Here is a 21,266-nt window from a genome sequence, read left to right as displayed (position 1 = left end):
GCCGGCACTTCGGCTCAACCCGTGACGGACAGGGAGGCGTACGCGGCGGCGATGTCGATGCCGTTGCGGACGGCGATCTCGACGAGGTCCTCGACCTCGCCCGCCAGGGAGCTGGCCAGATCGTCGTCGCCGGTGGCGTGCGCCCGGCGCAGCGCCGTGATCGCGTCGTGGATCCGCAGGTGGAGGGTCAGGGCGAACTCGCGCATGGGGCGACTCCTCGGCGTCGGTGCTGCGGCGGGGGAGAGGTCGGGGACCCTTCCCAGGGGGCCACACCTGTCTACCGACCGAAGGTGAGAGCGGGGTTGGAGCACCTCAGCGGGGGCAGAGCGGCCGGAAAGCCCCACGGCAGGTCCGTGACGCCTCCCGCGAGGTCAGTGGTTCACCCACGCGTACCAGTCTCCGGACACGTGCTCGTAGATCCGGGACCCCTGGCCGGGGACGAACACGCCCACGGGGATGCCCTCGGGGCTGTGCGCCAGCCCGGCGGAGGGCACCAGGACACCGGCGCCCTGGACCGTGTAGTGCGTGATGTCTCCGGAGACCGATACCTCCGTCACCGGGTAGGTCCCGGTCCAGGACCCGTCCCGTGCGACCGTCTGCCCGTCCTCGACCTCGCCGCGCAGCGCCAGCAACTGGTCGGCCGACGCGGTCACCCGCAACTGGAGCGGGATGTCGGCGCCGGACACGCCCAGCGCGGCGGCGGCGATCAGCGGTGCGGAGATCCACCGCAGCCAGTAGTGCCGGATCATCGGCCGGGCGACGGCGAGGGCGATGCCCAGCCGCAGCGCGCCCATCGCGGCCAGCAGCAGGCCGCAGACCAGCCCGACCGCGAAGGTGGGCAGGTGCCCGGCGGGAACGCTGTCCTCGAAGACCAGGACGAGCGCGACGGCGCCGCAGGCGGGGATGTAGAGCCGCCCGGGCGGGCGCGAGGCCCAGCTGATGAGCCGCTGGCCGAGCGTGGGCTGTTCGGCGATCTCGATCAGCTTGGCCACGGACCCGTGGGGGTCCGAACCGGTACCTGCGGCCGACATACGTTCCCCTCCGTGGATTCCGCGGGTGCGACGGACCGGCAGGCACGCCGAAAGGGGCGGGTCGGCCGCGTCACAGTCGAGACGGCCGTCGGAACGCGGCCTCACCGACAGGATAGAGCAGTGGCGGAGCGTGTTCGGGGAGACGGCGAGAAAAGGCGGGCGCACTCGCCGTCGCGGGCTCGGCCGCGCGCACCGTCCCCGGGCGCTGGACGACGGGGCCCGAGGAGAGCACCAGATAGTCCCAGGACCACCTCCCGCCACGGACGGCCATGAGCACGCACACCGCTGTGACCAGCGCCGTCGTGGGCCAGGACCCCAACGGTGTCAGGTCCGGCGGACCCCCGCCGCCGATGGCGAACGCGGCCAGGATCGCCGCACCGGCGAGCAGGGGGCCGGTCAACCACGTGAGCAGTCCCACGGCGAAGGCGACCGACAGCGCCACCAGCAGCGCGGGCAGGGCCGGGCTCAGGACGCCCGCCACCGCGGAGCCCGGGTCGGCAGCCGCACGGACACCGGGTCGGTCCGTCCCCGCATGCCCAGGCCGTGTTCGACGAACATCCACCCGACGCCGACGCGGGTGAGCGCGGAGGCGACGTCGTACAGGCGTCCCCGAGAGATCCGGGGTCGACTCCTGGCGGCCCGCATGTGCACCCCTGTGGTCCGATCGTGGTGGTGCTGACAAGCGGAAACTACCGAAAGTATCCGCTCGTGACTTGTTGTCACGCTCGGTGAGTCGCCACATGGCGCGTTTCCCGGCGCCGGACCGCACCACCCGCGCGGCACCCTAGGGTCAATGCCGGTGAGTTAGGGTGCTGGATCGTTTGTCAACCCGGGATCGTGCAGCACACAGATGCTGATCTTCGCCTGGTAGTTGGTGCGGTCCACGCTCCCTTTGGCCCGATGCTTGGAGATCGCGCGTTTGACCACACGCGGACACACACGCACCCGACGCGGGGGCAGCGGATCGGCCAGCACCGCGCGGCCGATCCGCCCCACCAGGTCCACGGCCCCGGTAGCCACCACCCCTGCGGCCCGCACGACCTGGTCGCGTGCGGCGTGCAGCGCCACCGTGAAACCGGCCCGGTCATCGTCGATGGCCGGCGGTGGCGGTGGCCTCGGCCATCGCCAACCGCAACGCCTGGTAGGCGGTCAGCAGCGCGTACACCTCCTGGTCCACACCCCACGGGGCACGGGCCCGCAGCACCCGCCCGTCCAGGATCGTGGACTTCAGCTCCCGGTAGGCGGTCTCGACCTCCCACCGCTGGTGGTACAGGGCCACCAGGTCGGCGGCCGGGTACCGGCGGTGGTCAACCAGTGTGGTGATGAGCCGGTAGTGCTCGCTGCGGCGGCCGCCGCCCTGCAGGTCCACGATCACGTGGGCGTCGACCACCCGTACCACCACCCCGCCCAAGCGGGAGGTCCACGACCCGTCCCCGAGCCGCTCCAGCACGGGCAGGCGCCGCTGGTTCCTGCAGCGCACCAACAATGCTGCGCCGGTGGCGGTGATCCGGCCGACCAGGTCGGCCACGGCGAAGTTGCGGTCGCCCAGCAGCACCATGCCCGTTCTCAGGCAGTCCAGCAGCCGTGGCGCGTAGGTGGTCTCGCCGGTGCTGGAGGGCCCGAAGACGGCGCCCAGCACGGTGCGGGTGCCGCAGGCCACCACGGCGACCAGCCGCAGCATCGGGTACCCGGATTGGGCGTGGCGGCCGTAGTGGGCCAGGTTGGCCGGGCTGTCGGGGGTCCACAGGGTGGTGCCGTCCATCGCGCACACCAGCAGGCCCTTCCAGCGTGCGGGTGCGGGTGGTGGGCCCGCCACCAGTTCGAAGAGTGCTTTGAAGGGGGGCGGCTCCGATGCGCCTGCGAGCGTGGGCCAGCGCGGAGGAGGACGGTGCGGTTCCCGGGCGGTCCAGGGCCGCGGTCAGGCGGGCCCAGACCTGCTGGTATCCCTGGTCGGCGAACAGGGCCCCGGCCAGGAGCAGGTAGACCACGACGCGTGAGGGCAGCCGGCGTAGGCGTTGTTGGGTGCGGCCGGTATCGGCCAAGGCCTCGTCGATCATCTCGAAGGGCAGGGTCTGGGTGAGTTCGCCCAGGTGGCCGGGGGCGAACACGCCTGCGGCGGTGGTCGCGGCGTGGTGGGTGGCCGTGGTGGCGGTGGCCATGGCAGGGGTGGCAGACTGGGAGGGCAACGGAGATCCAGTGGGTTCGAACGGATGGTTTGTCGAAGAACTCCCGTTCTACTGGGTCTCCGTTCGCGTGTGCAGGGGGCTCGGCGGCTGGTTTGACAGGACCGTCCCAGCCCTAACTCACCGGCATTGACCCTAGGGTGGAGGCGTGAGCACGACATCCACGGGCGCCAGCCCGCCCGCCGCACCCACGTTCGAGGTGGAGGACGAACTCCGCGGCCACGGCGCCCGCGTCGTGGCCGGGATGGACGAGGTCGGACGCGGCGCGTGGGCCGGTCCGCTCCTGGTCTGCGCCGCCGTGCCCGGCGTGGGCGATCCGCCCGCCGGGCTCACCGACTCCAAGCGCCTCACCCCCAAGCGTCGCCGGGAGCTCGCCGCGCGGCTGGAGCCCTGGGTCGCCGAGCACGCCTTCGGCTGGTCCGAGGCCGCCGAGATCGACGAAGTGGGCATGACCGAGGCGCTGCGTCGCGCCGCCCGACGCGCCCTCGACGGCTTGACGAGGCCCCCCGACGCGGTCATCCTCGACGGCCGACACGACTTCATCGGCCGCCCCTGGCGGGTACGCACCCAGGTCAAGGGCGACCTGACGTGCGTGAGCGTGGCCGCCGCGGCGGTCCTGGCCAAGGTGCGCCGGGACGCGTTCATGGCCACGCTCGACGCGGACCACCCCGGCTACGGATTCGACCGCGCCTCCGGGTACCCCTCACCCGCGCACCGCGCGACCCTCGCCGAGTCCGGACCCACTCCGTACCACCGGCTGAGCTGGTCCTACCTCGACGCCCTGCCCCGCTGGAAGCACCTGCGCAGGCGGCGTGCGGCGCCCGCCACCGCCGACGAGGACGAACAGCTGACCCTGCTCTGACCGCCCGCGGTCCCGCGCCTCCGCGAAGCGGAACGTGGCCGCGCCCGGTTCCGCGGGACCCACGGGCCGCGACACGCCGCCCCGCACTGGACATCCACACCACTTCGGGCAAGGCTGGTGCCGTAGCCATGCCGTACACGTCGGTCCCCCCGACACCACCCGGCCCGGCCGTCACGGTCAGGAGAGCCGACCTCCCACGCACCCCCTGGCAGGAAGGGTATGGATGACGCGCGAGACGCACTCCACCGCAGCCGCGGAACCGGGACGCGCGTCCGGGCTCACCCGTCTACGAGCCCGGTACCGCCGTGTCCCCCTCGCCAGACGGCTCGTGGCCGCGCTGGTCCTGGTCACGGTCGTCGCCGTCGTCGCTCTGGTGGCGGGCCTGCCCGTCGTGGGCGCGCTCGCCGCCACCCTCGCGCTCCTTCTGCTCTTTGCCGCGCTCATGCGCTCGCTGGACGCGTTCGTCACGGTGACGGTGTGCGTCGTGTGGCTGGCGGTGACCTTTCCGCTCTTCCAGATCCCGCTCGCCGGAGAGCCCGTCACGCTCCTCCTCCTGCCGGTCCCCCCACTGGTCGCCCTCGCCGCGGGCCGGGTCCGCGAGTTCCCGGTGTGGCACACCTGCGCGCTGGCCCTGACCGCGGGGCTGGTCTCCGGATACTCCCTCGCCCTGGCCGGAATGGTGGTCCCGGCCCTGTCCGCGGCGTGGGGCGTCGCGTTGCTCTACGCCGCGGCGGGCGCCTGCCTGGTGTGGCGGCTGACCGCCTCCCGCCAGATCATCAGGGAGGGCGCCGACGCCCGCGCCACCTCGACCTCCGCCTCCCGCCCTCCCTCGGGCGCCGACCGCGCCGCCAGAGTCCGCCCCGAACCCGTGCGCGGTAGCGCCGACCACGCCCCGCGCCCGACACGCGGCCGGAGCGCCACCTCCGACGACGCCGACCCCGTCCCCGTCGACCAGGCCCTGGCCGAACTCGAAGCGATGATCGGACTCGACCCGGTCAAGCAGCAGGTCCGGGGGCTGGCAGCTTCGATAGAGGCCGCCCGCCTGCGCGCCGACGCCGGGTTCCCGGTCGAACGCCCCCTGCGGCACCTGGTCTTCTCCGGGCCTCCCGGCACCGGGAAGACCAGCGTCGCCCGCACCCTGGCCACCATCTTCCACTCCTTCGGCCTGCTGCCCAGCGCCCACGTCGTCGAGGCCCAGCGCGCCGACCTGGTGGGGGAGTACCTGGGCGCCACCGCGATCCGGACCAACGAGCTGATCGACCGCGCCCTGGGCGGGGTGCTCTTCATCGACGAGGCCTACTCCCTGGTCAACGAGGGCGACGGCCAACCCGACCGGTTCGGCAACGAGGCGGTGCAGACCCTGCTCAAGCGTGCCGAGGACGACCGGGAACGGCTCGTGATCGTGCTGGCCGGCTACGAACAGGAGATGGACTCCTTCCTGGCCTCCAACCCCGGGCTGGCCTCGCGCTTCGCCACCCGCATCACCTTTCCCAGCTACACCGCCGACGAGCTCTTCCGCATCGCCGAGACCCTCCTGGCCCAGCGCGGCGACAGCCTCGACCCGGGCGCGGCCACGGCGCTGCGGCGCGGATTCGACCAGGCGGTCCGGATCGAGGCGGTGGACGAACTCGGCAACGGCCGCTTCGCCCGCTCGGTCGTGGAGAAGGCCGCCCAGGCGCGCGACGTGCGCGTGGTGACGTCGGGCGTCCGGGACGGGGGACCGGCGCCGCGTCCCGGAGCCGAGGATCTCATCACGGTCCGCGGGGCCGACGTGGATAACGCCTACGCCGAGCTCACCTCGCACCTGCCCGGGTTCGGCGAGGCGCCCGGCATCGAGGAGGCGATGGCGGAACTGGACGCCATGATCGGACTGGAGCCGGTCAAGGAGCAGGTGCGCTCGATCGTCGCCCAACTGCGCGTCGCCAAGCTCCGCGAGGAGCAGGGGCTGCCCAACCAGGCGCCGATGCGGCACTTCGTCTTCACCGGGCCGCCCGGCACCGGCAAGACCACGGTCGCGCGCGTGCTCGGTCGGGTCTTCTCCGCGCTGGGGCTGCTCGGGCGGGCCGAGGTGGTCGAGGCCCAGCGCGCCGACCTGGTCGGCGAGCACCTGGGCGCCACCGCGATCCGGACCAACCGGCTGGTCGACCGCGCCCTGGGCGGGGTGCTGTTCGTCGACGAGGCCTACGCTCTGGTCAACCCCGGGTACAGCGGCGGGGACGCGTTCGGGACCGAGGCGGTGCAGACCCTGCTCAAGCGCGCCGAGGACGACCGGGAACGGCTCGTCGTGGTGCTGGCCGGGTACCCCGACGAGATGGAGCGCTTCCTCGCCTCGAACTCCGGGCTCTCTTCCCGGTTCAACGTGCGTGTGCGCTTCCCCTCCTACACCGCCGACGAGCTGACCGCGATCGCCGAGGCCGTGGCCGCGCGCACCGGCGACGCCTTCGACGCCACGGCCCGAGAGGACCTGCGCAGCATCTTCGCGCACGTGTGCGCGACGGGCTGGATCGACGAACTCGGCAACGGGCGTTTCGCCCGCTCGCTGTTCGAGAGGGCGTGCTCCCACCGCGACCTGCGCGTCTCCCAGGAGGTCGGCGAGGCCGCGACCGCGGCGCAGCTCACCGTGGTCACCAGCGCGGACGTCCGGTTGGCCTACGCGGACGCGACGCAGCAGGCCTGAGGGGAGCGGCCCCGGGGGCCGCTCTCGTGACTGCTATGGTCCGACCCATGACCGCGACACCCTCACCTTCCGCGCCCCCCGTCACCCAGGCGCTCATCCTCGCCGGCGGCCAGGCCACACGGCTGCGGCCCTACACGGACACCCGCCCCAAGGCCATGGTCGAGGTGGCCGGACGGCCGATCATCGACTACCAGCTGGAGTGGCTCGCCTCGTACGGCGTCGAGCAGGTCGTCGTCTCCTGCGGCTACAAGGCCGAGGTGCTGGGCGACCACCTGTCGGCCCGCGCCGGGGGTCCGCGGATCTCCCTCCTGGTGGAGGACGAACCGCTCGGCCGAGGCGGCGCCCTGCGCTACGCCGCCACCGGTCTGCGCGACCCGGACGCGCCCTACCTCGCGCTCAACGGGGACGTGCTCACCTGGTTCCCGCTGGACGAGATGACCGCCCACCACCGCGAGCGCGGCGGCTTGGCCACGCTGGCCCTGGCCCAGTTCCGCACCACGTGGGGCATCGTCGACGTCGACGACCGGGACCGGATCGAGGGCTTCACCCAGAGCCCGCTGCTGCCGGTGTGGATCAACGCGGGCGTGTACCTGTTCGAACCCGGGATCACCCCCCTGCTGCCCGCCAAGGGCGACCACGAGTCCTCCACCTTCCCGGGGCTGGCCAAGGAGGGCCGCCTGACCGCCTACCGCATCGACGGTTTCTGGCGCGGGGTGGACACCGCCAAGGACGTCAAGGAGGCGGGCGAGGCGATCGCCGCCACACGCGAGGCCGAGCGGGAACGTTAGGCCGATCGTCCCCGGTTCGCCCGATGCCCGCTGATCCGGTGCTGGGGCGCATGGGTATCGTCACGAGCGTGACAAGAGACGGATTCCTCCTCCCCAGCGCCCCCAACTTCCGCGACCTCGGCGGACACCGCACCACCTCGGGACACACCGTCCGCACCGGGGTCCTCTTCCGCTCCGACGCCCTGCACTCGGTGGCCGACGAGGACCTGCCCGTCTACCACGGCCTGGGCATCCGCCAGCTGATCGACCTGCGCACGGCCCACGAGCGCGAACGCCTGCCCGACATCACCCCGGACGGGGCCGAGTACGCCGCCGTGGCCGTCCAGGACCCCGACGCGGTCGGGGCCAACTTCGCCGACGTGCTCGCCGACCCCGAGTCCGCCCGCGCCATGTTCGGCGACGGCGCGGCCGAGCGCTTCATGCACGCCGTCTACCGGGAACTGGTCACCGACGAGACGGCCCTGGACGGGTACCGCGACCTGGTCGAGCGCGCCGCCGATGGGCCCACGGCCCTGGTCTTCCACTGCAGCGCGGGCAAGGACCGCACCGGATGGGGCGCCGCTCTGCTGCTGCGCCTGCTGGGAGTGGACCACGCGACGGTCGTCGCCGACTACCTGGTGAGCAACGGGCGCCAGGAGAGCACCGACCGGTGGATGCGCCGCCTGTCGGCGAACAGCGGGCTCGACTGGGCGGACCTGGTTCCCATGACGCGTGTCCGCCCGGAGTACCTGGAAACCGCGCTGACCCAGATCGACGAGGTGTACGGGTCCTTCGACGAATACGTAGCCGAGGGGCTCAAGGTGTCCGCCGACACCGTCGAGCGCCTGCGGGAGCGGATGCTGTGCTGATGCGTTCTGGCGGGCTCGAACGGGGCTCGGGGCGCGGGGAACCGGGCTCTTCGTCGTCGCCTTCGCCTGTCGCTCGTTCCTCGCTCGCGGCTTGGCTTCTCCTGTGGATCCCGGTGCGCCCCTCGCTGTGCTGATGCGTTCTGGCGGGCTCGAACGGGGCTCGGGGCCACCGCCGCTCAGAGAGCGTCGAGGCGTCGGCGCAGATCCGTCTCGTCGGAGGCCGTCTCCAACTGGGCGTTCAGCGCGGTCAGTACGGAGCGCCGGTCCACGCCCCGGTCCAACAGGCGCCTCGCGGCCCGCCACAGGTGGACGGGCCGCCCGTGCCACAGCCGCTCGGCGAGCCGTTCGTGCCTGTCCAACTCCTGCTCCCGCTCGGGATCGGTGCGCGTCACCGGCCGGTACCAGTGGTCCTGTCCGCTGGAGTGGCGGCCGCTGTGCGGTGTGGCCGCCTCGTACTCGCCGTAGTGGTCAAGCCGCAGCAGCGCCCGCCGACCGCGCGGGGTGGCGGGGTCGAACTCGTCCGGAGCGCCCGCGACGATCTCGCTGGCCAGCAGCGGGAAGGCGAACATCCGGCGCGCGAGCGCCGCGAAGTCACCGTCCGGCAGCAGGCGGCGCACCGCCTCCTGGCGCAGGCCCAGGGGGCGCGCGGGGTCGCGGTAGGTGCCCACGAACGCGCCGGTGCACTCCCACACGGCGTCGAGGGTGGCGCCCAGGGCCACCTCCGGCAGCCGGGAGACCGATGCCGCGCCCGGCCCGCCGGAGCACCCGCCCGACGCCTCCGGCGCGACCCGACCGGCCCAACGCACCCACGCGGCCAGGACGTGCGGCATCGCCTCCTGTTCCTCGGGCAGCAGCACGACGCGACCGGGCAGCCAGTGCAGCAGGAACGACTCCACCTTGCGGGGGCTGACGCGCAGCGGCCGACCGGCGTCCACGTCGCAGCCGTACGCGATGATGTGGTCGACGCACCGGCTGGCGGCGTAGGAGTCCGAGAGTCCCGCAGCCTCGTCCGAGGCCAGGAAGCGGGCGGCCAGCACGGCGCGGTCGTCGCGCCGCCACAGCGGGACCGGGGCGGCCTCCGCGGCCGTCGCGGGCAGGGTTCGGATCCGGGCGCGGACCAGGGCGTAGTGGGCGGCCAGGGAACCGTCGGTCAGGTCGGCGGCGGTCAGCCCGACGGCCCGCACGGTGGGACCCGCTCCGGGGTCGCTGGACGCACCGCCCACGACCAGGTCGGTCCGTTCCAGGGCGCGGGTGAGCAGGGCGCGGGCGGTGCCGAGCCCGATCGGGGCGAACCTGATGAAGTCATCCTTCTCGGCCCGCTCCCGGCAGCGTTCGAGCAGTCGGTCCACCTTGGAGGTGACCCACACGTCGCGCAGCAGGCCTCCGCCGTTGTGGTCGACGACCAGGATCACGGCGTGCTCGGGCGGCGACGGTGCGCCGTCGCCGTCGGCCCTGCCGAACACGCAGACGATGTCGTCGGTGTCTCCGAAACGGTCGCCGTGGACATGGGCGGCCAGCGGAGTGACCGCGCCGAGTTTCGAGGCCCACTCGGGCACCTGGAGGCCGCGTTCCCTGAGCGCGATCACCCCCTGTTCGGCCAGGTGCCGCTGCGGGCGCGAGGTGCCCAGCGCGGCGACCGCCGCCAGCACGCCGAGCCCGGCCGGGGTGCCGGAGGCGGTGGCGTGCGCGACCAGTCCCTCGCCGAGCAGCCGTTCGACGTCCACGCCCGGGACGCGCTCACCCCACCACGTCCCGAGCAGTTCGCTGAAGGCCAGTTCGGCGTCCAGGGGCTCGCGCATGGCGAGCAGGGCTCGGGCCGCACGCAGCATCTCGTCGAAGACGGCGCCGGGCACCGGCTCGGGTCCGGGGGGAGGCGTTGGGTTGGACACCACCTGAGGGTATGCCAGCGCCGCCGGGGCGTGGTCCCGCCCGAGGACGGCGGCTCGCGGGGTCCGGCGGCGCACCGCCGGTGCGGTCAGCGCGGCCGGGGGACGGCTCCGTGCCCGGGGCCGCGGTGACCGCGTACCGCGCCGATCTCGGACGGCGGCACGGAGTTGACCATGGCCTCCAGGTGCTCTCGGGCGACCCTCTCGACCAGGTGCGGGGTGACCGCGATCCCCAGGTGCTCGACGCAGTTCCACGTGTCACTGACACAACGCTCGACACAACGATGGGACAGTCCGCTGAACTCGTCGTGGAGCCTCGCCGAGATCCGCCTGAGATCCTGGACCGGGAAGGTCTGGAGCATTCTCGCTCACACCCCTTGCTGGAAGATGGCCTGGACGGTGACCTCCACCCATTCCACTTGTTCTGGACGGACTGTCAACCCCCGTTCCGGTGCGCTGTCGTCAAAACCTCGGGGGACGGCGTTTACTCTGGTCTCGCCATCAACGCAGGTCAACGGTACAAAATGGACTTTTCCGCCATATAACAGTCTTGTTTCGGAATGCACGGAGGAAACCGGTCGCGTGTGGTAGGCATCGGTAATGAGGGCAAAACACGGGCGAAAAACCGCCGGTTGACCGTCCGACGGCCGACGTGTGGCCCGATGATGACCTTCCGTGCCCGTGGTACTCCCCTCCACAGGGCCCGTTGCGTGAGGACGGGTGTGTCTTATGCTGGGGCGGTGACAGCGGCCGAGAGGAGTCCTGGAGTGTGACTCCCGAGGGCCGCGAGCCCCCGTACGTAATTCGCGACTGGCCCCGGGCACACGCCGTGGCCGGTACACGTGCTTCACGTGGGTCGTGCGGTCCAGGCAGCGTCCCCAGCGAAACACGGGTGGGGAGTCCGACGGTTCCGGAGGTGTCGAGCAGGTGAGCGCCGAGACGTCCATTCCGCCACCCCGAATCGAGGGGGCGGAACTGCCTGACGCGGTCAGATCGCTTCTGACCGACGCCCCCATCGGATTCGCCCTGGTCGATTCCGACGAGCGTCTGACCACCGTCAACCAGCATTTCGCCGCGCTGCTGGGCGCCGCACCCGCCCAGTGCCTCGGTCGGACCCCCGCCGACCTGCTGGAGGAAGCCGGAGACCCGGCCGGGGCCGCCGCCCAGCGGGCCTCTCTGCGCGCCGTCCGGGCCGGGGGCGGCACCGTTCGGGAGCGGTTCCGCGCGTCCAGGGGACAGGTCTGGGACCTCACCTGGTTCCCGGTGACCGATCCCGACACCGACGAGGAGCGCGTCGGCCTGATCGCGGCGCCCGAGCACGAGGCCTCCGTCGCCCGACGCGACGAGCGCAGGCTGCGCGCCCTGCTCCATGCGGGCCAGCAGATCGTCTGGGCGGCCGGACCCGGCGGCGACATGCAGGAGGACTGTCCCCAGTGGCGATCGCTCACCGGTCAGGAACCCGACGCCTTCCTCGGACGGGGCTGGCTCGGCGCCGTCCATCCCGACGACCGGACCCGGGTCGAGCGCGCGTGGGACGACGCCGTGCTCGACGTGACCCCCTTCGACGCCATGTTCCGCGTGCGCACCCGTTCCGGCGGTTACGACCATTACCGGGCACGCGCAAACCCCATCAAGGACGGGACCGAAACCGTCGAATGGATCGGCACGTTCGTCGACGTCACCACCGAACGCGAGGCCGACGAACTCCGCCAGCGGCTCAACCAGCAGTTGGGTGAGGCGGCCATGCGCACCGCGCGGCTCCAGAAGGCCACCTCCGACCTCGCCGAGGCGCTCACCGTCGACGACGTCGTCAACGCCATGACCGAGATCGGGCGCTCCGGGGTCGGCGCCGACCACGCCCACGTGGTCCTGTTCGACCGGGACCGCCTCCGACTGCGGACCATGGCCGCCGAGCGCACCCATCCGCTGCCCAGGGCCTCCTTCCCGCTCGAACACCCCGACCCCGCCGCCCGCGCCGTGGCCGACCAGGCCCCGTGCCTGGCCGCGAACCCGGCCGAGCTGCGCGCCCTGTTCGAGGATGCTCCCGAAGCCGTGGAACTGGTCGAGACCACACCGGAACGCTCCTGGGTCGCCCTGCCCATGAGCATCGCGGGACGCACGATCGGCGCCCTGCGCCTGGCCTTCGTCGCGACCCGCGAAGTCACCGACGAGGAACGCGTGTTCCTGGAGGCCCTCGCCGGACAGTGTGCCCTGGCCGTCGGCCGCGCCCAGCTCTACGAGCGCGAGCACGACACCGCCCAGGCCCTCCAGCACAGCCTCCTGCCCGAGGAGCTGCCGGTGGTGACGGGCGTACGGCTGGCCGCCTACTACCGCTCGGGCTCCCAGCACGTGCAGGTCGGCGGCGACTGGTACGACGCCTTCCCGCTGCCGGACGGCCGCGTCGCCGGGGTGCTCGGCGACGTCATGGGCAAGGGGATCCCGGCCGCCGCCGGCATGAGCCGGATCCGCAACGCGCTGCGCGCCCTGGCGTTCAACATGCCCGAACCCGCCGACGTCCTGACCGGGCTCGACCGGATGTTCGCCGCCACCGAGGGGCTGGACCAGGTGACGACGCTGGTCTACTTCGTGCTGGACCCGGTCACCGGACAGCTCGACCTCAGCAACGCGGGGCATCTGCCGCCCCTCGTGGTCGCGGGAAGCGCCGGCCCCTCCCTGCTGGAGGGCGAGCCCGACACGCCATTGGGTGTCAGTGCTCCCAGGGGCCACCACAAATTCTTCGTCCAACCCGGTAACACCGTCGCCCTCTACTCCGATGGACTGGTTGAGAACCGCAAACGGTCCGTCGCCTCCGGACTCGACGAGCTGGTCGACGTGGCCGCCTCGGCGCCACCCGAGGCGGTGGGCGACCCACAGCAGATGCTGGAGTACCTTGTTGAGAGCATGCTCGAAGGGTACGAGCAGGACGACGACGTCACTCTGCTCGCCGTTCAGCTTCCGGTGATCGACTCCGCGTCGGAGCGGTAGACCGTACGAACAAGTCCATTGCCTTGCCTACAGTGAAGAAGCCGTTCCGCCCCGCGACGCGGGGGTGATCCTCCAGGGGGATGACCTCCCGGAGCGCATACGCTTGATAGACAAACGGCTTCCCCGCCCCAGTGGGGACGATCCCAGGCCGCAGGTGGGAGAGGGCGCGCGCCCGGTCCCGGCCAGGCGGACCACCGGGTCCGACAATCTCGCCACACGTCCGTTCGAGAGGTGTTTGTGTCATCTGCCAGTTCGACTCGCTCGAAGCAGTCCGAGTCACTGCAAGAGCCCGTCATTCAGCAGCTGATCGAGCGTGGGCGGTCCCAGGGCTTTCTTGAGCCCGAGGACGTGCGCCGTGCCTTCGAAGAGGCCGAAATCCCGATGTCGCAGGCGCAGTCCGTGCTTCGCAGCCTCGCCAAGGAGGGCGTGACCGTGCTCGTGCCCGAGTCGGCCTCCTCACGGCGCAAGGCTCCCAGGCGCAAGACGGCGACCACGCGGTCCACCTCGACCAGGTCCACCAAGACCACCGCCACCGCCAAGCCCGCGGCCGCCCGGTCGGCCAAGCCCGTGCGCGCCGCGGCGGCCCAGGAGCAGCCGGAGACGGTCACCGCGGTCGTCGACTCGGGCGACCCCGAGGGGACCTCCGACGGGGGAGCCGCCGCGGGGAAGCCCGCCGGCAGGAAGCCAGCCGCAGCCAAGAAGGGCGCGGTGAAGAAGGCCGCCCCGAAGAACGCGGCGACCTCCAAGAAGACCGCCGCCGCCAAGAAGACGGCCAAGAAGGACCTGGAGCTCGCGCCCGCCGCCGAGTTCGAGGACGAGGAGGGGCTGGACGACCTCGAACACACCGGCGCCGAGCTGGAGTTGGTCGAGGACACTCCGGAGAAGGACGTCAAGTCCGCCAAGCCCGAGGCGGTCGGCGCGCCCACCGCGCCCAGGTCCGAGGACGAGTCCTTCGTCCTGTACGACGATGACGACGACGCTCCCGCCGCCCAGGTGGTCGCGGCCGGCGCCACCGCGGATCCGGTCAAGGACTACCTGAAGCAGATCGGCAAGGTGCCGTTGCTCAACGCCGAGCAGGAGGTCGAACTCGCCAAGCGTATCGAGGCCGGTCTGTTCGCCGAGGAGAAGCTCGCCGAGGAGGGCGAGGTCCTCACCTTCGAGTTGCGCGACGAGCTGGAGTGGATCGCCGAGGACGGCGGCCGCGCCAAGAAGCACCTGCTGGAGGCGAACCTGCGACTCGTGGTGTCGCTGGCCAAGCGCTACACCGGTCGTGGGATGCTGTTCCTGGACCTGATCCAGGAGGGCAACCTCGGCCTGATCCGCGCGGTGGAGAAGTTCGACTACACCAAGGGCTTCAAGTTCTCGACGTACGCCACCTGGTGGATCCGTCAGGCGATCACCCGGGCGATGGCCGACCAGGCGCGCACCATCCGCATCCCGGTGCACATGGTCGAGGTCATCAACAAGCTGGCCCGTGTGCAGCGCCAGATGCTCCAGGACCTGGGCCGCGAGCCCACCCCGGAGGAGCTGGCCAAGGAGCTGGACATGACCCCGGAGAAGGTGGTCGAGGTCCAGAAGTACGGTCGCGAGCCGATCTCCCTGCACACCCCGCTGGGCGAGGACGGCGACAGCGAGTTCGGTGACCTCATCGAGGACTCCGAGGCGATCCAGCCGGGCGAGGCGGTCAGCTTCACACTCCTGCAGGAGCAGCTGCACTCGGTGCTCGACACCCTGTCCGAGCGTGAGGCCGGCGTGGTCTCCATGCGCTTCGGTCTCACCGACGGCCAGCCGAAGACTTTAGACGAGATCGGCAAGGTCTACGGCGTCACCCGCGAGCGCATCCGGCAGATCGAGAGCAAGACGATGTCGAAGCTCCGTCACCCGTCGCGTTCGCAGGTGCTCCGTGACTACCTGGACTAGGGCGGTCCTGTCAGTGATGGTCTGAGAGGCTGTGCCCACTGCGCCGTCCCGAGGGACCGGGACGGCGCACCGGTCCGCTGACGCCCCGCCGTCCACGCGTGTGGCGACTCCCGCGTGTCCTCGGGCGTGTGGGGCGTGTTCCCGCATGCGTTCCAGGGTGTGCCGACGTCCATCCGACGGCAGCCATGCTGCCAGCCCAGGTGTAGGTGCGGGATAAAGTCCCGTGCTCGGGGGAGGGGCCGGCCCCTCCCCCGAGCACGACGGCCCCGGTCAGTCCTGAACGACCACGTCCATGGTGCGGGCGGTCCCCGCCTTGGCCGCGGGCTGGAGTTCCACCGTGTGCCCGAGGTCGCGCAGGGCGGACACCAGTTCGTACGGGGTGGCCGCGTCCACGCCCTCGGCCAGCAGCGCGCGTGCGATGTCGCCCCGCGTGGCCTTGGCCATGTGGCTGACCACGGATCGGCGCGTCTGACCGCTCACCACTCTCTCGTGCAGGACCCGGACCGAGACCGTGCGCTCGGCGGTCGCTCCCTTCGGTCGGAACGCCGCTGCGTAGGCGGCCGAACGACAGTCGACGATCAGCCGTCCCTCAGCCAGCTCTCCCAGCGGGCCGCTCACCGCGCGCCGCCAGTACGCGCCCAACCCGCCCAGTGGGGGCAGCCTGACCCCCATCGACAGGCGGTAGGGCGGCAGCCGGTCCTCGGGGGCGACCACACCCCACAGGCCCGAGAACACCAGGACCCGCTCCCGCGCGCGCCCGGCGGCGGGGGAGCCGAGCAGCGAGGGCAGCCCCAGCCGGTCGTAGAGCACGCCGGTGTACAGGTCGGCGGAGCGGAGCGTGGGGGCGGTGGCCAGGTCCAGGTTGCGTTTGAGGGCGTCGGTCTGCCCGGCGGACAGCCCCAACACCTCCAGGGCCGTCTCCTCGGGACCCGAACACACCTCGGCCAGCGCCGCCGCGACCTCCTCACGGGCCCCGGTCAGATCGGGGAAGGTCAGCGAGGACGGGTCCAGGCGCGGCCCCTCCCCGGAGGTGGCCTTGCCCTCGGAGGGCGGCAGCAAGATGAGCATGGCGGGACTTTCCTGGTACTGCGGGTGGAGAGCCGGAGGCGGCCCTGCCATGGTACGTGCCGGTGGCGGGTCTGCCCTGGCATCATCGGATCATCGCAACCGTCGAGGGGCTTGGAATGCACACGTGGGCACGGAGGATCTCCAGGGACTGGCCGCCGGAGGAGGTGCGCGTCACCGGGGGATGGCACCTGGGCTTCGCGGGAGGGGTGACCTTCCGCGCCAACTCGGCGGTTGCGCTGGACCCGGAACGCGCGGACCCGGAGACCGTCGAACGCTTCTACCGGGAGCGGGGTGCTCCTCCGGCCGTCCAGGTCTGGGACGGGATGGACGACCTCGACCGGGACCTGTCCGCGCGGGGCTACCGTTCGGTGAACCCCGCCCTGGTCATGGTGCGCGATCTGGACGACGTCAAGGGTCCGGGGGGCCGGTTCGAGGTGCTCGCGCGCCCGGACGAGCGCTGGCGGGCGCTGTGGTCGGCAGAGGGGACCGGCGCGCGGGTCGTGGAGGGCCAGCACCGGATCATGGACCGCGTCCCCGAGATGGCGTACGCGGTGGAGGCCGCTGGCGCGGCCCGGGGATGCGCGTCCCTCGCGGACGGCTGGGTGGGTCTGTACGCCATGCTCACGGCGCCTGAGGCCCGGGGCCGGGGGCTCGCCGCGGGGATCGTCGACGCGCTGCTCGCCTGGGGGCGCGACCGGGGAGCCGAGCGCGCCTACCTGTGCGTGATGGACGGGAACACGGCGGCGCTGCGCGCCTACGAGCGAGCGGGCTTCATCCGGACGGACCGCTACCACTTCCGGGTGGGCGAGCCGTAGCCGCGTACGCCGTGGCGGAGGGCGACGTGAGGGTAGGACCGCGGGCGGTGGCGGGCGCACGACGAAGGGCGGCGGCCCCTTCCGGGTCCGCCGCCGTACGTCTGGATTCCGTGTGAAGTTGTCGTCCCGTGGCTAACGCTCTTCGGCGGTGGCCTTGCTCGCGGTCAGCTTGTCCGTCTCGTCGTGGATGTCCGAGGCGATCTTGCGGAGGGACTCGTCGTGCTTGCGCATGTGGTGCGCGCAGAAGAGAAGCTCGCCGCCGGAGTTCAGGAGCACCCGGACGTACGCCTGCGCGCCACAACGGTCGCAACGGTCGGCAGCCGTCAGCTGCTGGGTGGGGGCAAGGGTTCCAGTCACTTCGCCATCCTCAATACTCGGCGTTAGTCACCTCTGACAACATCTAACCAGCCAGGGACGTTCCCAACCGGCTCGGGTGTACGCCGACAGCGGAATCTGCCCGGTTGGTTCCCTGGGGGGTCGATGTGGGGGTTTGTGGTTTGCTGTCGCTTCCCTACCTCCCTGATACCCCCTGTGGGCCTCCGGCATCCCCAGAAAGTGGGAGTATCCAGGTCGCATCCACAGGAGGTGGTAGTCTCGCGCGGGGCAGCACCCGTCGCCGCGCTCCGGCGGCCCCGCACGGGCGGCGCTCGGCGACGACGCCCGCCGCCGCGGCGGCCCACGACCCCGCTACCCCACGACGTGGAATCCGCCCGGCACGCCGTGGCCTGCCCCCTATCGTCGGCGCGGCGCGGTACAAAGGGCACCACGCACCGCATCAGAGCTCCGATGGCCCTCAAGACGCAGGAGATGTCCGAGTGACCGCCTTGACCGCAGCCGTCCACGACCCCGAGGATTACTCCGCTCGGCACCTCTCGGTCCTGGAGGGCCTGGAGGCGGTACGCAAACGGCCGGGCATGTACATCGGGTCCACCGACAGCCGCGGCCTCACCCACTGCATGTGGGAGATCATCGACAACTCCGTCGACGAGGCGCTGGGCGGCTTCTGCACCCGGATCGACGTCACCCTCCACACCGACGGATCGGTCTCGGTCAGTGACGACGGCCGCGGCATCCCCGTCGACGCCGAGCCCAAGTCCGGTCTGTCCGGCGTCGAGCTGGTCATGACCAAGCTGCACGCGGGCGGGAAGTTCGGTTCGGGCTCCTACACCGCCTCGGGCGGACTGCACGGTGTCGGCGCCTCCGTCGTCAACGCCCTGTCGTCCCGGTTGGACGTCGAGGTCGACCGCCAGGGCCGCACCCACGCGATCAGCTTCCGCCGCGGCATCGCGGGCCGCTTCGCCGGTGCCGGACCCGACGCCGAGTTCACCCCGGTCTCCGGCTTGGAGCAGGTCCGCAAGGTCGCCGCCAAGATCACCGGGACCCGGATCCGTTTCTGGCCGGACATGCAGATCTTCCTCAAGGAGGCGGAGATCGCCCGTGAGTCCCTCCTCGACCGCGCCCGCCAGACCGCGTTCCTCGTGCCCGGACTGACCATCGCCGTGCGCGACGAGCGCGCCGAAGGCGAGCCCGCCTACACCGAGGAGTTCCGCTTCGACGGCGGGATCGGCGAGTTCTGCACCTTCCTCGCCCCCGACGAGGCGGTCAGCGACGTCCTGCGCATCCAGGGCTCGGGCACGTTCACCGAGACCGTTCCCGTCCTGGACGACGCCGGGCACATGGTCCCCGCCGACGTCGAGCGCCGCCTGGACGTGGACGTCGCGTTGCGCTGGGGCACCGGCTACGACACGACCGTCCGCTCGTTCGTCAACGTCATCGCCACGCCCAAGGGCGGCACGCACCTGACCGGCTTCGAGCGCGCCCTGGTCCGGGTGGTCAACGACCAGCTGCGCGCGACCAAGCTGCTCAGGAACAGCGACGACCCCGTGACCAAGGACGACACGCAGGAGGGTCTGACCGCGGTCGTCACCGTCCGCCTGCCCGAGCCGCAGTTCGAGGGGCAGACGAAGGAGATCCTCGGCACCTCGGCCGCCTCCCGGATCGTCTCCCAGGTGGTCGGCAGGGAGCTGCGCGACTTCCTCACCTCCACGAAGAAGACGGACAAGGCCAAGGCGCGCACGGTCCTGGAGAAGGTGGTCGGGGCGGCCAAGGCCCGGCTCGCGGCCCGTCAGCAGCGCGAGACTCAGCGTCGCAAGAACGCGCTGGAGAACTCCGCTCTGCCCGCCAAGCTCGTGGACTGCCGCAGCGAGGGCCTGGACCGCAGCGAACTGTTCATCGTCGAGGGAGACTCCGCTCTGGGCACCGCCAAGCTGGCCCGCGACTCGGAGTTCCAGGCGCTGCTGCCGATCCGGGGCAAGATCCTCAACGTGCAGAAGTCGTCGGTCTCCGACATGCTCAAGAACGCCGAGTGCGCCGCGATCCTCCAGGTGGTCGGCGCCGGCTCGGGCCGGACATTCGACATCGACGCCGCACGGTACGGCCGGATCATCCTCATGGCCGACGCGACGTGGACGGTGCGCACATCCGGTGCCTGCTGCTCACGCTCATCTACCGGTACATGCGGCCGATGCTGGAGGCGGGCCGGGTCTACGCCGCCGTGCCGCCGCTGCACCGGATCGAGCTGACCAACACCCGGCGCAAGCGCGGTGCCCGTCCCGAGGACCGCTACGTCTACACCTATTCCGACGCCGAGCTGACGCGCACCCTGCTCGACCTGGAGAAGCGGAAGATCTCCTGGAAGGAGCCGGTCCAGCGGTACAAGGGTCTGGGTGAGATGGACGCCGACCAGCTCGCCGAGACCACCATGGACCCGCGTCGGCGGACCCTGCGCCGGATCCGCGTGGAGCAGGCCGAGGAGGCCGCCTCGGTGTTCAACCTGCTCATGGGCAACGAGGTGGCGCCGCGCCGGAAGTTCATCCAGGAGGGCGCCCAGGAACTGGACGTCGCCCGCATCGACGCCTGACTGTGCCCCTTCGGGCCCGCGCTCCGGTTCGGCCCGCTCGGGAACCTAGTTCCCGGGCGGGGGCGGCGGGTCCCAGTCCCCGCTGTCGAGCAACCGGTCGACCGCCGCCCGGTACGGCGCGGGGTCCAGCCCCCGCTCGGCCACCCACGCGTCGTCGTAGTAGCTGTGCTGGTAGCGCTCGCCGCCGTCGCAGATCAGGGTGACCACGCTGCCCTTGCGCCCCTCACGGAGCATCCTGGCCACCAGGTGCCACACGCCCCACAGGTTGGTGCCGGTGGAGCCGCCCGCACTCAGACCCGTGACGTCGTGCAGGTGGCGCATCGCGGCGATGCTCGCTGCGTCGGGCACGGGCATCATCAGGTCGATCACCGACGGGACGAAGCTCGGCTCCATGCGGGGGCGGCCGATCCCCTCGATCCGCGACGGCATCCCCGTGGCGTAGTCCGAGGCGCCGGTCACCCAGCCCGGGAAGAACGCCGAGTTCTCCGGGTCCACGACCGCCAGGCGGGTGCCCAGGCGACGGTAGCGCAGATAGCGGCCGATGGTGGCGGACGTGCCGCCCGTGCCGGCGCCGACCACGACCCACTCGGGGCACGGGTAGCGCTCCATGGAGAGCTGCTCGAAGATGGACTCGGCGATGTTGTTGTTGCCCCGCCAGTCGGTCGCGCGCTCGGCGTAGGTGAACTGGTCCATGTAGTGGCCGCCGGTCTCCCGGGCGAGCCGCTCGGCCTCGGTGTACATGTCGGGCGGGGAGTCGACGAAGTGGCAACGCCCCCCGTACCGTTCGATCAGGGCGATCTTCTCCGGGCTCGTGCGGCGGGGGAGGACCGTGACGAAGCCCAGTCCGACCAGCCGTGCGAAGTAGGCCTCGGACACGGCGGTGGAGCCCGAACTGGCCTCCACGATCGTGGTGTCCTCGGTGATCCAGCCGTTGGCCAGGCCGTAGAGGAACAGTGATCGCGCCAGGCGGTGCTTCAGGCTGCCGGTGGGATGCACCGACTCGTCCTTGAGGTACAGGTCGATACCCCACTCCGACGGAAGCGGGAAGACGTGCAGGTGGGTGTCGGCCGAACGGTTGGCGTCGGCGACCACCTTGCGAACCGCCTCGTCGGCCCAGGCCCGGGCGCGCTCACTGGTGCGGTCCACGCACGCGGAGCGGTCTGAGGGGTCGGGGCCGTCGGCTGCTGAGGGAGGTGGCATGTGCAGCAGCGTAGCCGTTGCCTGCCGGCGCCATGACCCGGACCGGGGCGGACCCGGGCGCCGCCACCCGGAGCGTCCGTCCC

At 71.7% G+C, this 21,266-nt stretch carries 15 protein-coding genes and 4 pseudogenes; 8 read left to right on the top strand and 11 right to left on the bottom strand.

The genetic code is table 11. The annotated features are described in order from the left end of the window. Nucleotides 1-14 precede the first annotated feature (14 nt). The 6 genes and pseudogenes from BJF83_RS23105 to BJF83_RS31340 all read right to left on the bottom strand — a co-directional run. A complete protein-coding gene (locus tag BJF83_RS23105; RefSeq protein ID WP_075927964.1) occupies nucleotides 15-206 on the bottom strand; it encodes a hypothetical protein in 192 nt (63 codons plus the stop codon). Nucleotides 207-371: 165 nt separating this feature from the next. Further along, nucleotides 372-1,031, bottom strand: coding sequence for a hypothetical protein (locus BJF83_RS23100; protein ID WP_075927963.1), 660 nt, complete (start codon nucleotides 1,029-1,031; stop codon nucleotides 372-374). A 70-nt stretch (nucleotides 1,032-1,101) separates the two neighbouring features. Continuing rightward, nucleotides 1,102-1,676, bottom strand: a pseudogene (locus BJF83_RS23095) (DoxX family protein). Between the two features lie 159 nt (nucleotides 1,677-1,835). Next, complete coding sequence (locus BJF83_RS29930) at nucleotides 1,836-2,099, bottom strand: hypothetical protein (protein WP_262391795.1); 264 nt, start codon at nucleotides 2,097-2,099, stop codon at nucleotides 1,836-1,838. A 16-nt stretch (nucleotides 2,100-2,115) separates the two neighbouring features. After that, a pseudogene (locus BJF83_RS29925) lies at nucleotides 2,116-2,856 on the bottom strand (IS4 family transposase); the annotation flags it as partial. Nucleotides 2,857-2,875: 19 nt separating this feature from the next. Continuing rightward, nucleotides 2,876-3,190, bottom strand: a pseudogene (locus tag BJF83_RS31340) (transposase domain-containing protein); the annotation flags it as partial. Nucleotides 3,191-3,362: 172 nt separating this feature from the next. Between BJF83_RS31340 and BJF83_RS23085 the strand changes: the two are divergent. From BJF83_RS23085 to BJF83_RS23070, 4 genes are all read left to right on the top strand, one after another. Continuing rightward, nucleotides 3,363-4,076 (top strand): ribonuclease HII, encoded by a 714-nt coding sequence (locus BJF83_RS23085; RefSeq protein ID WP_075927962.1) that lies wholly within the window; start codon nucleotides 3,363-3,365, stop codon nucleotides 4,074-4,076. Nucleotides 4,077-4,299: 223 nt separating this feature from the next. Beyond that, nucleotides 4,300-6,753: an AAA family ATPase gene (locus BJF83_RS23080; protein ID WP_075927961.1), complete on the top strand. Its 2,454-nt coding sequence runs from the start codon at nucleotides 4,300-4,302 to the stop codon at nucleotides 6,751-6,753. A 47-nt stretch (nucleotides 6,754-6,800) separates the two neighbouring features. Beyond that, nucleotides 6,801-7,541, top strand: a complete 741-nt coding sequence (locus BJF83_RS23075) for a nucleotidyltransferase family protein (protein WP_075928023.1) — start codon at nucleotides 6,801-6,803, stop codon at nucleotides 7,539-7,541. A 50-nt stretch (nucleotides 7,542-7,591) separates the two neighbouring features. Beyond that, nucleotides 7,592-8,389 carry a tyrosine-protein phosphatase gene (locus BJF83_RS23070; RefSeq protein ID WP_075928022.1) on the top strand — a complete coding sequence of 266 codons (798 nt, stop codon included), beginning with the start codon at nucleotides 7,592-7,594 and terminating at the stop codon, nucleotides 8,387-8,389. Between the two features lie 176 nt (nucleotides 8,390-8,565). On the opposite strand, the gene BJF83_RS23065 is transcribed toward BJF83_RS23070, so the two are convergent. Both BJF83_RS23065 and BJF83_RS23060 read right to left on the bottom strand, forming a co-directional pair. Next, complete coding sequence (locus BJF83_RS23065; RefSeq protein WP_075928021.1) at nucleotides 8,566-10,218, bottom strand: hypothetical protein; 1,653 nt, start codon at nucleotides 10,216-10,218, stop codon at nucleotides 8,566-8,568. Between the two features lie 146 nt (nucleotides 10,219-10,364). Further along, nucleotides 10,365-10,637 carry a hypothetical protein gene (locus BJF83_RS23060; RefSeq protein ID WP_075927960.1) on the bottom strand — a complete coding sequence of 91 codons (273 nt, stop codon included), beginning with the start codon at nucleotides 10,635-10,637 and terminating at the stop codon, nucleotides 10,365-10,367. A 565-nt stretch (nucleotides 10,638-11,202) separates the two neighbouring features. On the opposite strand from BJF83_RS23060, the gene BJF83_RS23055 reads away from it, so the two are divergent. Beyond that, a complete protein-coding gene (locus BJF83_RS23055; RefSeq protein ID WP_075927959.1) occupies nucleotides 11,203-13,260 on the top strand; it encodes a SpoIIE family protein phosphatase in 2,058 nt (685 codons plus the stop codon). A 237-nt stretch (nucleotides 13,261-13,497) separates the two neighbouring features. After that, nucleotides 13,498-15,180 carry an RNA polymerase sigma factor gene (locus BJF83_RS23050; RefSeq protein ID WP_143832045.1) on the top strand — a complete coding sequence of 561 codons (1,683 nt, stop codon included), beginning with the start codon at nucleotides 13,498-13,500 and terminating at the stop codon, nucleotides 15,178-15,180. Between the two features lie 270 nt (nucleotides 15,181-15,450). On the opposite strand, the gene yaaA is transcribed toward BJF83_RS23050, so the two are convergent. After that, complete coding sequence (gene yaaA / locus BJF83_RS23045) at nucleotides 15,451-16,248, bottom strand: peroxide stress protein YaaA (RefSeq protein WP_075927958.1); 798 nt, start codon at nucleotides 16,246-16,248, stop codon at nucleotides 15,451-15,453. 116 nt (nucleotides 16,249-16,364) lie between these two features. Here yaaA and BJF83_RS23040 point away from each other — a divergent pair, with 116 nt between their 5' ends. Continuing rightward, entirely contained in the window at nucleotides 16,365-17,063 is a 699-nt protein-coding gene (locus tag BJF83_RS23040; protein ID WP_075927957.1) for a GNAT family N-acetyltransferase, read from the top strand. A gap of 132 nt (nucleotides 17,064-17,195) precedes the next feature. Here BJF83_RS23040 and BJF83_RS23035 read toward each other — a convergent pair whose 3' ends face one another. Next, nucleotides 17,196-17,420, bottom strand: coding sequence for a hypothetical protein (locus BJF83_RS23035; protein WP_075927956.1), 225 nt, complete (start codon nucleotides 17,418-17,420; stop codon nucleotides 17,196-17,198). Nucleotides 17,421-17,878: 458 nt separating this feature from the next. Here BJF83_RS23035 and BJF83_RS23030 point away from each other — a divergent pair. Continuing rightward, nucleotides 17,879-19,983: pseudogene (locus tag BJF83_RS23030) on the top strand (type IIA DNA topoisomerase subunit B). A 45-nt stretch (nucleotides 19,984-20,028) separates the two neighbouring features. Here BJF83_RS23030 and BJF83_RS23025 read toward each other — a convergent pair. Continuing rightward, nucleotides 20,029-21,183 carry a PLP-dependent cysteine synthase family protein gene (locus BJF83_RS23025; protein WP_075928019.1) on the bottom strand — a complete coding sequence of 385 codons (1,155 nt, stop codon included), beginning with the start codon at nucleotides 21,181-21,183 and terminating at the stop codon, nucleotides 20,029-20,031. Nucleotides 21,184-21,266: the final 83 nt, after the last annotated feature.

Origin of the sequence: Nocardiopsis sp. CNR-923, assembly GCF_001942255.1 — a bacterium.
In the GTDB taxonomy this organism is placed as follows: Bacteria; Actinomycetota; Actinomycetes; order Streptosporangiales; family Streptosporangiaceae; genus Nocardiopsis.
This window is presented reverse-complemented; position numbering and strand designations above follow the sequence as displayed.

Coding starts and splice junctions, on each gene's coding strand:
- yaaA (WP_075927958.1), bottom strand. CDS start 16,248: ATGCTCATCTTGCTGCCGCCCTCCGAGGGCAAGGCCACCTCCGGGGAG.
- BJF83_RS23065 (WP_075928021.1), bottom strand. CDS start 10,218: ATGCTGCGTGCGGCCCGAGCCCTGCTCGCCATGCGCGAGCCCCTGGAC.
- BJF83_RS23025 (WP_075928019.1), bottom strand. CDS start 21,183: ATGCCACCTCCCTCAGCAGCCGACGGCCCCGACCCCTCAGACCGCTCC.
- BJF83_RS23105 (WP_075927964.1), bottom strand. CDS start 206: ATGCGCGAGTTCGCCCTGACCCTCCACCTGCGGATCCACGACGCGATC.
- BJF83_RS23080 (WP_075927961.1), top strand. CDS start 4,300: ATGACGCGCGAGACGCACTCCACCGCAGCCGCGGAACCGGGACGCGCG.
- BJF83_RS23070 (WP_075928022.1), top strand. CDS start 7,592: ATGGGTATCGTCACGAGCGTGACAAGAGACGGATTCCTCCTCCCCAGC.
- BJF83_RS23060 (WP_075927960.1), bottom strand. CDS start 10,637: ATGCTCCAGACCTTCCCGGTCCAGGATCTCAGGCGGATCTCGGCGAGG.
- BJF83_RS23040 (WP_075927957.1), top strand. CDS start 16,365: ATGCACACGTGGGCACGGAGGATCTCCAGGGACTGGCCGCCGGAGGAG.
- BJF83_RS23075 (WP_075928023.1), top strand. CDS start 6,801: ATGACCGCGACACCCTCACCTTCCGCGCCCCCCGTCACCCAGGCGCTC.
- BJF83_RS23100 (WP_075927963.1), bottom strand. CDS start 1,031: ATGTCGGCCGCAGGTACCGGTTCGGACCCCCACGGGTCCGTGGCCAAG.